14 protein-coding genes are annotated in these 14,599 nt (G+C 61.9%); 7 read left to right on the top strand and 7 right to left on the bottom strand.

Annotated elements, in window-relative coordinates; translation table 11 throughout:
• Positions 1-4 precede the first annotated feature (4 nt).
• Both phoQ and J0X03_RS13800 read left to right on the top strand, forming a co-directional pair.
• Positions 5-1,462, top strand: coding sequence for a two-component system sensor histidine kinase PhoQ (gene phoQ / locus J0X03_RS13795; protein ID WP_033652118.1), 1,458 nt, complete (start codon positions 5-7; stop codon positions 1,460-1,462).
• A gap of 84 nt (positions 1,463-1,546) precedes the next feature.
• Entirely contained in the window at positions 1,547-2,668 is a 1,122-nt protein-coding gene (locus J0X03_RS13800; protein ID WP_004941161.1) for a ribosomal protein uL16 3-hydroxylase, read from the top strand.
• A gap of 41 nt (positions 2,669-2,709) precedes the next feature.
• Here J0X03_RS13800 and J0X03_RS13805 read toward each other — a convergent pair whose 3' ends face one another.
• Both J0X03_RS13805 and pepT read right to left on the bottom strand, forming a co-directional pair.
• Complete coding sequence (locus J0X03_RS13805) at positions 2,710-3,798, bottom strand: malate/lactate/ureidoglycolate dehydrogenase (RefSeq protein WP_047026341.1); 1,089 nt, start codon at positions 3,796-3,798, stop codon at positions 2,710-2,712.
• Between the two features lie 91 nt (positions 3,799-3,889).
• Positions 3,890-5,119 carry a peptidase T gene (pepT, locus tag J0X03_RS13810; protein ID WP_047026257.1) on the bottom strand — a complete coding sequence of 410 codons (1,230 nt, stop codon included), beginning with the start codon at positions 5,117-5,119 and terminating at the stop codon, positions 3,890-3,892.
• Between the two features lie 57 nt (positions 5,120-5,176).
• Between pepT and J0X03_RS13815 the strand changes: the two genes are divergently transcribed.
• The 5 genes from J0X03_RS13815 to potD all read left to right on the top strand — a co-directional run bounded on the left by J0X03_RS13815 (position 5,177) and on the right by potD (position 9,484).
• Complete coding sequence (locus J0X03_RS13815; protein WP_129993149.1) at positions 5,177-5,467, top strand: hypothetical protein; 291 nt, start codon at positions 5,177-5,179, stop codon at positions 5,465-5,467.
• An 8-nt stretch (positions 5,468-5,475) separates the two neighbouring features.
• The gene (gene potA, locus J0X03_RS13820) at positions 5,476-6,591 is read left to right on the top strand and encodes a spermidine/putrescine ABC transporter ATP-binding protein PotA (protein ID WP_033642772.1); all 1,116 of its coding nucleotides are present in this window, start codon (positions 5,476-5,478) and stop codon (positions 6,589-6,591) included.
• Complete coding sequence (gene potB, locus J0X03_RS13825) at positions 6,575-7,435, top strand: spermidine/putrescine ABC transporter permease PotB (protein WP_033642771.1); 861 nt, start codon at positions 6,575-6,577, stop codon at positions 7,433-7,435. The genes potA and potB overlap by 17 nt, the downstream gene beginning before the upstream one ends.
• Positions 7,432-8,214, top strand: coding sequence for a spermidine/putrescine ABC transporter permease PotC (gene potC, locus J0X03_RS13830; protein WP_033642769.1), 783 nt, complete (start codon positions 7,432-7,434; stop codon positions 8,212-8,214). The genes potB and potC overlap by 4 nt, the downstream gene beginning before the upstream one ends.
• A gap of 226 nt (positions 8,215-8,440) precedes the next feature.
• A complete protein-coding gene (gene potD / locus J0X03_RS13835; RefSeq protein WP_033642768.1) occupies positions 8,441-9,484 on the top strand; it encodes a spermidine/putrescine ABC transporter substrate-binding protein PotD in 1,044 nt (347 codons plus the stop codon).
• Between the two features lie 44 nt (positions 9,485-9,528).
• Here potD and cobB read toward each other — a convergent pair whose 3' ends face one another.
• The 5 genes from cobB to lolC all read right to left on the bottom strand — a co-directional run bounded on the left by cobB (position 9,529) and on the right by lolC (position 14,574).
• Complete coding sequence (cobB, locus tag J0X03_RS13840; protein ID WP_046899329.1) at positions 9,529-10,365, bottom strand: Sir2 family NAD+-dependent deacetylase; 837 nt, start codon at positions 10,363-10,365, stop codon at positions 9,529-9,531.
• A gap of 91 nt (positions 10,366-10,456) precedes the next feature.
• The gene (gene nagK, locus J0X03_RS13845; RefSeq protein ID WP_033642766.1) at positions 10,457-11,374 is read right to left on the bottom strand and encodes an N-acetylglucosamine kinase; all 918 of its coding nucleotides are present in this window, start codon (positions 11,372-11,374) and stop codon (positions 10,457-10,459) included.
• Positions 11,375-11,427: 53 nt separating this feature from the next.
• A complete protein-coding gene (lolE, locus tag J0X03_RS13850; protein WP_033642765.1) occupies positions 11,428-12,675 on the bottom strand; it encodes a lipoprotein-releasing ABC transporter permease subunit LolE in 1,248 nt (415 codons plus the stop codon).
• Complete coding sequence (gene lolD, locus J0X03_RS13855) at positions 12,675-13,379, bottom strand: lipoprotein-releasing ABC transporter ATP-binding protein LolD (RefSeq protein WP_004941120.1); 705 nt, start codon at positions 13,377-13,379, stop codon at positions 12,675-12,677. Before lolD ends, lolE begins: the two co-directional genes overlap by 1 nt.
• Positions 13,372-14,574 carry a lipoprotein-releasing ABC transporter permease subunit LolC gene (gene lolC, locus J0X03_RS13860; RefSeq protein ID WP_004941116.1) on the bottom strand — a complete coding sequence of 401 codons (1,203 nt, stop codon included), beginning with the start codon at positions 14,572-14,574 and terminating at the stop codon, positions 13,372-13,374. The genes lolD and lolC overlap by 8 nt, the downstream gene beginning before the upstream one ends.
• Positions 14,575-14,599: the final 25 nt, after the last annotated feature.

Genomic DNA, 14,599 nt, shown 5'->3' on the forward strand with positions numbered 1-14,599 from the left:
CATGATGTTCAACAAGAATAAAAAACCGTTTTCGCTGCGCGCCCGCTTCCTGATGGCGACCGCCGGGGTGATCCTGGCGCTGTCGCTCTCTTACGGTTTGGTGGCGGTCGTCGGCTACATCGTCAGCTTCGACAAGACCGCCTTCCGCCTGCTGCGCGGCGAAAGTAACCTGTTCTTCAGCCTGGCGCAGTGGAAAGACAACAAGCTCACCATCGCCATTCCTCCCGATATCGATCTCAATTTTCCCACGCTGGTGTTTATCTACGACGATAAAGGCAACCTGCTGTGGAGCCAGCGCAAGGTGCCGGAGCTGGAGAAGCTGATCAACAAGGAATGGCTGGAGGAGTCCGGCTTCTACGAAATTGACACCGATACCCGCATCAGTAGCGAAGTGCTGGGGGACAACCCCAAAGCGCAGGATCAGCTGAAGAATTATGACGATACCGATCAGAACGCGCTGACGCACTCGGTGGCGGTCAATACCTATGCCGCCACGGCGCGGCTGCCGGCGTTGACCATCGTGGTGGTCGACAGCATTCCGCAGGAGCTGCAGCGCTCAGACGTAGTGTGGGAGTGGTTCAGCTACGTGCTGCTGGCCAACCTGCTGCTGGTGGTGCCGCTGCTGTGGCTGGCGGCCTACTGGAGCCTGCGGCCGATCAAGGCGCTGGTCAATCAGGTGGGCGAGCTGGAGAACGGCGAACGCGATCAGTTGGATGAGAACCCGCCCAGCGAACTGCGCGGCCTGGTGCGCAATTTGAACATTCTGGTGCGCAACGAACGCCAGCGCTACACCAAATACCGCACCACCCTGTCGGATCTGACCCACAGCCTGAAAACGCCGCTGGCGGTGCTGCAAAGCACCCTGCGCTCGCTGCGCAGCGGCAAGCAGACCACCATCGAAGAAGCCGAGCCGATCATGCTGGATCAGATCGGGCGCATCTCTCAGCAGATCGGTTACTACCTGCATCGGGCCAGCATCAACTCCGGCCAGACGGTGCTGACGCGCGAGATCCACTCGGTGCCGGCGCTGCTCGACAGCCTGGTGGTGGCGCTGAACAAGGTTTATCAGCGCAAAGGGGTGGTGATCACGCTGGACATCTCGCCGGAAGTGACCTTTATGGGCGAGAAGAACGACTTTATGGAAGTGATGGGCAACGTGTTGGAAAACGCCTGCAAATACTGCCTCGAGTTCGTGGAAATCACCTCGCTGCACTCCGAGAAAAACCTCATCCTCGTCATCGACGACGACGGCCCGGGCATCCCGGAAAGCAAGCGCCAGCTGATCTTCCAGCGCGGCCAGCGGGTGGATACCCTGCGTCCCGGTCAGGGCCTTGGCCTGTCGGTGGCGGCGGAGATCATCGAGCAATACGACGGCGAAATCGTCATCAGCGACAGCCCGCTCGGCGGCGCGCGCATGCAGGTGACCTTCGCCCGCCAGCACGACACCCACCACAACGAGTAAATTATGCCTCTGCGGCCCCGATCCACGGGGCCAAACTTCCGTTATAATCGCACTCAGGCTCACTCCTCTATCCTGGAATAGAACATGGATTATCAATTAGACCTGGACTGGAACGATTTTTTGCAACGTTATTGGCAAAAACGTCCGGTGATTCTGAAGCGCGGCTTCAAAAACTTTATCGATCCGATCTCCCCGGATGAGCTGGCCGGGCTGGCGATGGAAAACGAAGTGGACAGCCGCCTGGTCAGCCACCAGGACGGCCGTTGGCAGGTCGCGCACGGCCCCTTCGAGAGCTTCGATCACCTGAGCGAAAACAACTGGTCGCTGCTGGTGCAGGCGGTGGACCACTGGCATGAGCCTTCCGCAGCGCTGATGCGCCCGTTCCGCCAACTGCCGGACTGGCGGATGGATGACCTGATGATCTCCTTCTCGGTGCCGGGCGGCGGCGTCGGCCCGCACCTCGATCAGTACGACGTGTTCATCATTCAGGGCACTGGCCGCCGCCGCTGGCGAGTCGGGGAAAAAACGCCGCTGAAACAACACTGCCCGCATCCGGATCTGCTGCAGGTAGAGCCGTTCGACGCCATCATCGACGAAGAGATGGAGCCGGGCGACATTCTCTACATTCCGCCGGGCTTCCCGCATGAAGGCTACGCGCTGGAAAACGCGCTCAACTACTCGGTGGGCTTCCGCGCGCCGAACGGCCGCGAGCTGGTGAGCGGCTTCGCCGATTACGTGCTGGCGCGCGAGCTGGGCAGCAAACGCTACGGCGATCCGGACGTTAAACTGCGCGAACACCCGGCGGAGATCCTGCCGCAGGAAGTGGACGCCTTACGGCAGATGATGCTGGATCTGGTGCAACAGCCGGAACACTTCCAGCACTGGTTCGGCGAGTTTATCTCCCAATCGCGCCACGAGCTGGATCTGGCGCCGCCGGAGCCGCCGTATCAGGCCGGGGAAATCTACGAACTGCTGCAACAGGGTGAAGCGCTGCAGCGCCTGGGCGGGTTGCGCGTGCTGCGCGTCGGCGATCGCTGCTTCGTCAACGGCGAACTGATCGACACCGACCAGCTGCAGGCCGCAGACGCCCTGTGCCAGCACTTCAGCGTCGACGCCGCCCTGCTCGGCGACGCGGTAGACGATCCGTCATTCCTGGCGCTGCTGACCGCGCTGGTCAACAGCGGCTATTGGTACTTTAACGACTGATTGCGAGTACGCGAACAAGCCACCCTATCGGGTGGCTTTTTTTATGCCTGCCGCGCCTGCGCGCGAAAACCGGCCAGCGCTTCATTCGCCATGCCCGCCTGCTCCGCCGCCGCGCAAATCTGCCGCCAGGTATTGGCGTCTATCGGTATGCCCTGCTCCAGCCGCGCCGCGCGGTTGGCCTCTTCCCATTCTCCCGGCACCGCGATCGGTTGTTCGCCGCTCGGCGGCGACGCCTTCACCCAGCCGATAAACGCTTCGGCCTCGGCCTGCATTTGCGGGGCGTCGAAGGCCTGAGGATCGAGGATCAGGGTCGTCATGCAGTTGAAGATGGCGTCGCTGTCGGCTTTCAGCGTGGCGTCGTGGGTGGTGCGGCCACCGGAGAGCGCGCCGCCGAGGATCTCACACATCGCCGCCAGCGCATAGCCTTTGTGCAAGCCGAACGGCAACAGTGACCCGAACGGCGCTTCGTGCATCACCTTCGGTTCGGTGGTGGGTTGCCCGTGTTCGTCGATCAGATAGCCCGGCGCCACCGACAAGCCTTTGTTATAGGCCACCCGAGTCTTGCCGAAGGCGATGCCGCTGGTGGCGAAATCCAACAGCAGCGGCGTGCGGCCCGGCCGCGGGAAAATGGCGCAGAACGGGTTGGTGCCGAAGCGGCGATCGCTGCCGCCGAACGGCGCCACCATCGGATCACCTACCACGTTGACGAAGTGAATCGAGATAAAACCGGCGCGGGCGCACTGTTCCGCCCAATGGCCGATGCGGCCGATATGGTGCGCGTTGTGCAGCGCCACCGCCGCCAGGCCCAGTTTGCCGGCGCGCTCAATGCCCAGCGCCATCGCTTCGCTGGCCACCACCTGGCCGAAGCCGCGCGCGCCGTCGAGCGTCAGCACCGCGCCGGCGTCGCGCACCACCTCGGCATGTTGATTAAGCTGCAATTGCCCCTGCGCCAGCGATGCCATGTAACTGGGGATCATGCCGACGCCATGCGAATCGTGCCCGGCCAGATTAGCCTGCACCAGGTGATCGGCCACCAGCTCGGCTTCGCGCGCCGTGCTGCCGGCCTGGCGCCAAATCGCCTGAACGAACTGCGTCAAATGCGAGCCGGCGATGCGGAATTCGGTGCTCATCATGCGGTCCTTATGCGTGGGGAATGGACTTCCACACTATGAGCAACGCCTTGTTGCGGCAAGCGATTATGATAATCGCAAGCGTCCCGTTTTACCGCGCCCGCTCGGCGGCCAGCGCCGCGATGCGCATAATTACCGCCACCGCTTGCTCCATGCCTTCCAGCGTCACGAATTCGTGCTTGCCGTGGTAGTTGTAGCCGCCGGTGAACAGGTTCGGGCACGGCAGGCCGCGGAACGACAGCTGCGCGCCGTCGGTGCCGCCGCGGATCGGTTTCATCACCGGTTCAATGTCGCAGTCGCGCATCGCCTGCTGCGCCAGCGCGATCGCGTGCGGGTGCTCCGCCACCTGTTCGCGCATGTTGTAATAACTGTCTTCGATACTGACTTCAATATAACAATCGCGCGGCAGGCCTTTGCCGACCTCGCGGGCGATCTCCACCATCTTGCGTTTGCGCGCCTCGAATCCCTCGCGCTCGAAATCCCGCAGGATGTAGTGCATTTCGGCGCGTTCCACGCTGCCCTTGATGCTGCTGAGGTGATAAAAGCCCTGGTAGCCTTCGGTGGTCTCCGGCGCTTCGTCCGCCGGCAGCGCCTGATGAATGCGGGTGGCCAGCGACAGCGCGTTGACCATCACGCCCTTGGCGCTGCCGGGGTGCACGCTGTTGCCGAGGATTTTGATCGTCACCGAGGCGGCGTTGAAGTTCTCGCACTCCAGCTCACCGACGCCGCCGCCGTCCACCGTGTAAGCCCATTCGGCATTGAAGGCCGCCACGTCGAACAGCTGTGCCCCCTTGCCCACCTCTTCATCCGGGGTGAAGGCCACGCGGATGTCGCCGTGCGGGATTTTGCGCGCGCGCAGGCGCGCCATGGCGGTGAGGATCTCGGCGATGCCGGCCTTGTCGTCGGCGCCCAACAGCGTTTTGCCGTCGGTGGTGATCAGGGTCTGCCCCAACATCTGGTGCAGGATCGGGAACATCACCGGCGATAGCACTTCATCGCCAATGCCGAGCGCAATGTCGCCGCCGCGATAGTTCTCGACGATCTGCGGATTGACGTGTTTGCCGCTGAAATCCGGCGAAGTATCCAGATGGGCGATAAAACCGACCGCCGGCACCGGCCAGGCGACGTTGCCCGGCCAGGTGCCCATCACGCAGCCGTGCTCGCTGAGCGACACCCGCTCGAAGCCGAGCGCGATCATTTCCTGCTGCAACGCACGCGCCAGCTTCAACTGCCCGTCGGTGCTCGGCACATGCTTTACGTTCGCTTTGGACTGGGTGTCGAAAGAGACGTAGTTGAAAAAGCGGTCAAGTAATTTATCCATGGTAGCGGCCCCTCAGAATATCGCGTTTCATTATGCTGAACCGATCAGGATCAAATATTGCGTCAGGTCATTTTTAACCAGAATTCGCCAATATCATTAATCTTTGTGATGATTTCAGAGGGAAATAACGCTGTCATCACAGGGTCATTTGTCGCTATCATGATGAAAAACGCGGCATCTGGGCCGGATCGGCTTTCAATTCCGGCATTCAGCGTCTATCATGCGCGCTCGAAAAATTTCCATTGGCGCAACTGGTTTGAGCTTCTTTTGAATCGCGGGCCTGCCCGCAAGCTCCGGCAGTCTTTTCCAGTTGCGGTTCTATCTGCATTAGCCCACGGGATAGAGTAAGACGATAAATGACTGAGACATCCTCTCGAGCACCCCTTGTTGAACTGCATGCCCTGAGCAAAGCGTTCGATGGCAAAACCATCATTGCCGATCTGGACCTGACGATTAATCACGGCGAATTCCTCACCATTCTTGGCCCCTCCGGCTGTGGCAAAACCACGGTGCTGCGCCTGATTGCCGGTCTGGAAGACGCCGATCGGGGCCGCATCGCGCTCGACGGCCAGGACATTACCGCCATTGCGGCCGAGCATCGCCACGTCAACACCGTGTTTCAGAGCTATGCCCTGTTTCCGCACATGTCGGTGTTCGACAACGTCGCCTTCGGCCTGCGTATGCAAAAGGTGCCGGCGGCCGAACTGACGCCGCGCGTCGAAGAGGCGCTGCGCATGGTGCAGCTGGATGCCTTCGCCAAGCGGCGGCCGGGCCAGCTCTCCGGTGGCCAACAGCAGCGTGTGGCCATCGCCCGCGCGGTGGTCAACAAGCCGAAAGTGCTGCTGCTGGACGAATCGCTGTCGGCGCTGGACTACAAGTTGCGCAAGCAGATGCAGAACGAACTGAAAGCGCTGCAGCGCAAGCTGGGCATCACCTTCGTGTTCGTCACCCACGATCAGGAAGAAGCGTTGACCATGTCGGATCGCATCGTGGTGATGCGCGAAGGCCGCATCGAGCAAGACGGCACGCCGCGTGAGATCTATGAAGAGCCGAAAAACCTGTTCGTCGCCAGCTTCATCGGCGAGATCAACATCTTCGACGCGGTGGTCCTGCAACGCCTCGATCCGCAGCGGGTGCGCGCCAACGTGGAAGGCCGCGAGTGCGACATCTATGCCGATCTGCCGGTAGAACCGGGCCAAAAGCTGAAGGTGCTGCTGCGCCCGGAAGATCTGCGGGTGGAAGAAGTGAACGACAGCGCGCAGCACGACGGGCTGATCGGTTACGTGCGTGAGCGCAACTACAAAGGCATGACGCTGGAATCGGTGGTCGAGCTGGAGAACGGCAAAACGGTGATGGTCAGCGAGTTCTTCAACGAAGACGATCCGGACGTCGATCACTCGCTCAATCAGAAGATGGCGGTGACCTGGGTCGAAAGCTGGGAGGTGGTGCTGGCCGATGAAGAAATCGCGTAAAGTCTTCCAGAATGTGGTGATCGTCGGCGTCGTCGCCTGGCTGTTGCTGTTCGTGTTCATGCCGAACCTGATGATCATCGGCGCCAGCTTCCTGACCCGTGATGACGCCAACCTGGTGCAGATGGTGTTCACGCTGGATAACTACCGGCGCTTGTTCGATCCGCTGTATGCCCAGGTGCTGCTGCACTCGCTGAACATGGCGCTGATCGCCACCCTGTGCTGCCTGGTGATCGGCTATCCGTTCGCCTTTATTCTGGCGCGCTTGCCGCAGAAGGTGCGGCCGCTGCTGCTGTTTCTGCTGATCGTGCCCTTCTGGACCAACTCGCTGATCCGCATCTACGGCCTGAAGCTGTTTCTCAGCACCCGCGGCTATCTCAACGACGCGCTGCTGTGGATCGGCGTTATCGACAAGCCGCTGCGCATCATGTACACCTCGGAAGCGGTGATCCTCGGCCTGGTATATATCCTGCTGCCGTTTATGGTGATGCCGCTCTACTCCAGCATCGAAAAGCTCGATAAATCCTGCCTGGAGGCGGCGCGCGATCTCGGCGCCAGCAAGCTCCAAACCTTTATCCGCATCATCGTGCCGCTGACCATGCCGGGCATTATCGCCGGCTGCCTGCTGGTGGTGCTGCCGGCGATGGGGCTGTTCTTCGTCGCCGATCTGATGGGCGGAGCCAAAAACCTGCTGATCGGCAACGTGATTAAAAGCCAGTTCCTCAATATCCGCGACTGGCCGTTCGGCGCGGCCACCAGCATCTGCCTGACGCTGGTGATGGGGCTGTTGCTGCTGGTCTATTATCGGGCCGCCCGCCTGCTGAACAAGAAGGAGGATCTGGCATGATCGGACGTCTGCTGCGCGGCGGCTTTATGACGCTGGTATACGCCTATCTGTATATCCCGATCGTCATCCTGATCGTCAACTCCTTCAACGCCTCGCGCTTCGGCATCAACTGGCAAGGGTTCACCACCAAGTGGTACAGCACGCTGCTCAACAACGACAGCCTGTTGCAGGCGGCGGGCCACTCGCTGACCATGGCGGTGCTCTCCGCCACCTTCGCCACGCTGATCGGCTCGCTGACCGCGGTGGCGCTGTACCGCTACCGCTTCCGCGGCAAACCGTTCGTCGGCGGCATGCTGTTTGTGGTGATGATGTCGCCGGACATCGTGATGGCCATCTCGCTGCTGGTGCTGTTCATGTTGCTGGGCATTTCGCTCGGCTTCTGGTCGCTGCTGTTCTCGCACATCACCTTCTGCCTGCCGTTCGTGGTCGTGACCGTCTACGCGCGCCTGAAAGGCTTCGACGTGAAGATGCTGGAAGCCGCGCGCGATCTCGGCGCAAGCGAGTTCACCATCCTGCGCAAAATCATTCTGCCGCTGGCGATGCCGGCGGTGGCGGCCGGTTGGCTGCTGAGCTTCACCCTGTCGATGGACGACGTGGTCGTCTCCTCCTTCGTCACCGGGCCGAGCTACGAGATTTTGCCGCTGAAGATCTATTCGATGGTGAAAGTCGGCGTCTCGCCTGAGGTTAACGCGCTGGCCACCATTTTGCTGCTGCTGTCGCTGACGCTGGTGATCGCCAGCCAGTGGGTGATGCGCGATCGCTCGCCCAAGGCCGAGTAATCCTTCCCGCCGGGCGCTGCGGCGCCCGTCTCTTTCATTGACCACAATGATATGAAAGCGGCCTTTGGTGATGGCCCTGACTCGGTTAACCCGCTGATTTGCCGCTGGGATAACCGCCTTTACCCACCCCGCCCCGGCCCCTATAATGGCCCCTTTCTGGGGTATGGCGCGGCCGAAAACGGCGGCTCATACGGGTTCGGCTCACTACTGCTGAAGGATACGCTGCATGAAAAAGTGGTCACATCTGCTCGCAGCCGGGATGATGGCGCTGAGTTTCTGCTCTGCAAACGCCTCTGACGGCAAAACGCTGTATTTCTATAACTGGACTGAATACGTCCCGCCGGGGCTGCTGGAGCAGTTCACCAAAGAAACCGGCATCAAGGTGATTTATTCCACCTATGAATCCAACGAAAGCATGTACGCCAAGCTGAAGACCTACAAGGACGGCGCGTACGATCTGGTGGTGCCTTCCACTTACTTCATCGCCAAGATGAGCAAGGAAGGCATGCTGCAAAAAATCGACAAGAGCAAGCTCAGCCACTTCAAGGATCTCGATCCTACCCTGCTGAACAAGCCGTTCGATCCCAACAACGACTACTCCATCCCTTACATCTGGGGCGCCACCGCCATCGGCGTTAACAGCGACGCGCAGGATCCGTCCACCGTCACCTCCTGGGCCGATCTGTGGCAGCCGCAGTACAAAGGCCGTCTGCTGCTGACCGACGATGCGCGCGAAGTGTTCCAGATGGCGCTGCTCAAGCTGGGCTATTCGGGCAACACCACCGATCCGAAAGAGATCGAAGCCGCCTACCGCGAACTGCAAAAATTGATGCCGAACGTGCTGGCCTTCAACTCCGACAACCCGGGCAACCCGTTTATGGAAGGGGAAGTCAACGTCGGCATGGTGTGGAACGGTTCGGCCTTCGTGGCGCGCCAGGCCGGCACGCCGCTGGAGATCGTCTGGCCGAAGGAAGGTGGGATCTTCTGGATGGACAGCCTGGCCATTCCGGCCAACGCGCGCAACGTCGAAGGGGCGCTGAAGCTGATCGACTTCCTGCTGCGGCCAGAAATCGCGGTGCAGGTGGCGGAAACCATCGGTTACCCGACGCCGAACCTGGCGGCGAAGAAGCTGCTGTCGCCGGAGATCGCCAACGATCCGTCTCTCTACCCGGATAAGACGGTGATTGAGCACGGCGAGTGGCAAAACGACGTCGGCGACGCCAGCACGCTGTACGAAAGCTACTTCCAAAAGCTGAAAGCCGGGCGCTAACACGCCCGCCATCCCATCAGGGCGCGCATTGCGCCCTGATGTCTTTAGGGCTTATCGGCCCGCGCCACCTTGCCCACCAGGAATTTGTGCACAAAACGCGGCACCACTTCGCTGGCCAGGCCGTAGTGTTTCTCGTCGAACTGGCTTTCCACCTGACTCGGCTCCAGGTTCAGCTCCATCGCGTAGGCGCCGCCCAGCCGCGCCTCATGCACGAACCCGGCCGCCGGATAGACATGGCCGGAGGTGCCGATGGCGACGAAGAAATCGGCCTTGCTCAGCGCCTGGTAGATGTCGTCCATGCCCAGCGGCATCTCGCCGAACCACACCACGTGCGGCCGCAGCGGCGCCGGGAACTGGCAGCAGTGGCAACGCTCATCGACGCTGAGATCGCCGGGCCACTCGAACACCTGGCCCGACTGGGTGCAGCGCACCTTCAGCAATTCGCCGTGCATGTGCAGCACCCGCTTGCTGCCGGCGCGCTCATGCAGGTTATCGATGTTTTGCGTGACCAGCAGGAAGTTGTCCCCCAGCCACTCTTCCAGATCCGCCAGCGCGCGGTGCGCGGCGTTCGGGGCGATGTCCTCGGTCTGCAGCTGGCGGCGACGTTCATTGTAAAACGCCTGCACCAGCGCCGGATCGCGCTGAAAACCTTCCGGCGTGGCGACGTCCTCCACCCGGTGCTCTTCCCACAGCCCATCCGCAGCGCGGAAGGTGCGAATGCCCGACTCGGCCGAAATGCCGGCCCCGGTCAACACCACCACAAACGGCTTTTTCAGCTCGGCCGCCGCCATGGTGTCACGGTGAAAAATGCGTGAACGAAAGCGCTGATGCAGCACATGCTTACTCTTGCGAAACTGACACAGCCGATGGCGAGTGTGCATTAACTCTCTCCTTACTTTTCCCTGTTTACCCTTCTTACTGAACGTTGCGGCGTTGTTGGCTGTATACATTCACGCCTGGCCGCAACGCCCATTACGTTGGGCGAGTCAAATTGAGAAACGCTGCGCCGCGCACGCCGCCGGCGTCGCCATAGCGCGCCTTCTCGATGCGCGGTAGCCGAGCCACCCGCAGCAGGTGCGCCGGCAGCCGCTGCGGCAACGCCTGGTAAATGGCGTCGAAGTTCGACAGCCCGCCGCCGATCACCACCAGGTGCGGATCCAGCACCGTCAGCAGGTTACCCAGGCAGATCGCCAGCACGTCCATAAAGCGATCGACATGCGCCACGGCCTGCGGCTCACCCGCCTGATAATGCGCAATGATCTCGGTGGCGGGCAAGCGCCGGCCATAAAAATGGGCGTACATCCATTCGAAACCGCGGCCCGATATGTAATTTTCAATGCAACCCTGATGGCCGCACCCGCAGGCGACGCGAGGCACATCACGCCCCAGCACCTCGAGCGCGTCCACCGGCAGGCGCAAATGGCCGAACTCGCCGGCGATATAGTTGCGCCCGGGCACCGTCTTGCCCTCGACGATCAGGCCGCCGCCTACGCCGGTGCCGAGGATGATGCCCAGCACCGTCGGGTAGCGGCGGAACTCGTCGTCCCAGGCCTCCGACAGCGCAAAGCAGTTGGCGTCGTTATCGACCCGCACCTCGCGCCCGATCAGCGCCGCCAGATCGCGCGGCAGCGGCCGCCCCATCGCCGCAGGCACATTGGCGGTAAACAGCGTGCCGTCATCGTCGTTGGGCAGGCCCGGAATGCCGATGCCGACGCTGCCGCGCCGGCCGCAAAACGCATCCGCCTCAAGGGTCAGCTCGCACAGCGTAGCCAGCAGTTGCCGATAATCGTCGCGCGGCGTCGGCACCCGCTTTTGCCAAATGCGCTGCAGGCTGTCGTCGAACACCCCCAGCTCAATCTTGGTGCCGCCCATATCGAAACCGTAGTACATAACCCATCCCCAGGCTAAAAAAACGGGGCGGCATCGCTGCCTCCCCGTGGGTTTTATTGTCCGCTCAGCACCCGCGCCGGATCGATGCGGCTGGCGCGCCTCGCCGGATACCAACTGGCCAACAGGCTCAGCACGATGGCGGTCGCCAGCACGATCAGCACATCCAGCCAGTGCAGCTCGGAAGGCAGGAAGTCGATGAAGTAAATATCGCCCGACAGGAAGGAGTGGCCGACCAGTTTCTCGATGCCCCGGATGATGTTGGTCAGCTGCAGCGAGGCGATCACCCCGATCACCACGCCGCTCAGGCTGCCCAGCAGCCCGGCCAGCAGCCCATACCAGATGAAAATGGCGCGGATAAAGCCGTCTTTGGCGCCCAGGGTGCGCAGCACCGCGATGTCGGCGCTTTTGTCTTTCACCGCCATCACCAGCGTGGAGACGATGTTGAAGCAGGCCACGCCGATCACCAGCACCATCGCCAGGTACATGATGGCGCGGATCATCTGGATGTCGCGGTACATGTAGCCGTACTTGCCGATCCAGCTCTTGATATAGATGTAAGCGTTGGTCACTTCGCCGGCGTCGCGCACCAGCTTGTTGGCGGCGAACACGTCGTTCATCTTGAGAGCGATACCCGTGACGCTGTCACCCATGTCGAGATACTGCTGCGCATCGGCCAGCGGCACCAGCGCCAGGCTGTGATCGAGCTGGCCGCTGAGCTGCAAAATGCCGGTCACGTGCAGGCGAATACGCTTCGGCTGCAGCAGCTTCATCTCAGGGTCGCTGTTGGGGATCATCACAGTGACATAGGCGCCCTGCTTGACGCCCAGCGCGTCGGCCACGCCCTTGCCGAGGATCACCTGCTGCTCGCCGGGCTTGAAGTTGGCCCAGGCGTCGCCCTGCACATACTGCGGCAGCGCGCTCAGTCGGCTCTCCTGCTGCGGATCCACGCCTTTGACTTCCACCGCGCGCAGCTGCGCGCCGTTTTCCATCAGGCCGGTAAAGTTGATGTACGGCGCGGCGGCCACAATGCCCGGCACCTTTTCCACCCGCTGCAGAATCGACGGCCAGCCGCTGAACGGCTGATTGACCGGCTCGAGCTCGCCGTGCGGCACCACCGCCAGAATGCGGTTCTTCAGCTCGCGCTCAAAGCCGTTCATCGCGCTCAGACCGACGATCAGCACCGCCACCCCCAGCGCGATGCCAATGGTGGAGATGACCGAGATCAGCGACACCATGCCGCCGCGTTTACGGCCGCGGCTGAAACGCAGGGCCGTCAGGAAGGACAGTGAGGCTCCCGCCATTACTCGGCCCCCATCAGGGTCAGCTGCGCCTGCAGGTGACCGTCGGCCATTTCCAACTGGCGGCTCAAGCGCTTGGCCAGCTGCAGATCGTGCGTTACCACCAGGAAAGCGGTGCCCTGACGCACGTTCAGCTCGCCGAGCAGATCGAAGATGCTGTCCGCGGTGCGCTTGTCGAGGTTGCCGGTCGGTTCGTCCGCCAGCACCAGCGCCGGGTTATTGACCAGCGCGCGCGCGATCGCCACGCGCTGACGCTCGCCGCCGGAAAGCTCGGACGGACGGTGTTTGCTGCGCTTTTCCAGCCCGACCGCCGCCAGCATCTCCCGCGCTTTCTCCTGCGCCTGCGCCGGTTTGGCGCCACCGATCAAGAGCGGCATGGCGGCGTTTTCCAGCGCGGTGAAGTCCGGCAACAGGTGGTGGAACTGATAGATGAAGCCCAGCTGGCGGTTGCGCAGCTCAGCCTTGGCCGCCGAAGACATGGCGTTCAGCGATTCGCCCTTGAAAATCACCTCGCCGGAGGTCGGCGAGTCCAGCCCGCCCAGCAGGTGCAGCAGGGTGCTCTTGCCGGAACCCGAGCTGCCGACGATCGCCATCATCTCGCCCTGCTGCATGGCAAAGCTGACGTTGCGCAGCACGTCGGTGTGCAGGTTGCCTTCCTGATAGGTCTTGCACAGGTTGTCACACTGCAGCAAAAGATGGTTACTCATAACGTAAAGCCTCAGCGGGTTGTACGGCGGCAGCGCGCCATGAAGGATAGAGCGTGGACAACAGGGAAACCGCCATCGCCACCACGGCGATGATCGTCACCTGCAGCGGATCGACCGCCACCGGCAGCGAAGCGCCGTCGATCAATGCGCCGAGGATCGGCATCAGGTTGTTCAGGTTGGTGGCCAGCAGCACGCCGAGCAGCGTGCCGAGCAGCGAACCGATGATGCCGGCGCTGGCGCCCTGCACCATAAATACCGACATGATCTGGCGGCGGGTCAGCCCTTGAGTCTGCAGAATGGCGACCTCGCCCTGCTTCTCCATCACCAGCAGGCCGAGCGAGGTAATGATGTTAAACGCCGCCACCGCCACGATCAGGCTGAGCAACAGCCCCATCATGTTCTTCTCCATGCGCACCGCCTGGAACAGCTCGCCCTTGCGATCGCGCCAGTCTTTCCAGACGGTGCCCGCCGGCAGCGCCTGCTGGCTGAGGGTATCGACCGTCAGCGGCTGTTGCAGGAACAGACGCCAGCCGGTGATGTTGCCGGCCGGGTAACGCATCAGGCGCGAAGCATCCTGTTGGTTGACCAGCAACTGATAGCCGTCCACCTCGCTGTTGGCGTGGAAGGTGCCGATGAGGGTGAACAAACGCTGGCTGGGAATGCGGCCCATCGGCGTGAACTGGCTGGCGCTCGGCACCATCACGCGCAGCGAATCGCCGCGCTTGACGCCGAGTTGCCCCGCCAGCTGTTCGCCGATGATGATGTTGTATTGGCCCGGCTGCAGCTGTTGCTGCTTGACGTTGACCAGATACGGGGTCAGCGGATCGGCCTCGTCGGGATTCACGCCGAGCATCACCCCGACCGCCACGCTGCGAGCGCTTTGCAGCACCACGTCACCGGTGGTCAGCGGCGCAACGCGCGTGACGCCCTGCAGCTTCTGCACCTCGGAGGCCGGCAGCTGCTGCGGGTTGACCGATCCTTGCGGACTGGTGACCAACGCCTGCGGCATCAGGCCGAGAATGTTGTTCTCCAGATCCTTTTCGAAACCGTTCATCACCGACAGCACGGTGACCAACGCCATCACCCCCAGCGTAATGCCGATGGTGGAAAGCCAGGAAACAAACCGCCCGAAGCGGTCTGAGGCTCGCCCGCGCATATAGCGCAGGCCAATGAATAACGCGACAGGTTGATACATGAAATCCGTTTGATAGCCGTGGCTT

The sequence above is a fragment of the Serratia ureilytica genome (assembly GCF_017309605.1).
In the GTDB taxonomy this organism is placed as follows: Bacteria; Pseudomonadota; Gammaproteobacteria; order Enterobacterales; family Enterobacteriaceae; genus Serratia; species Serratia ureilytica.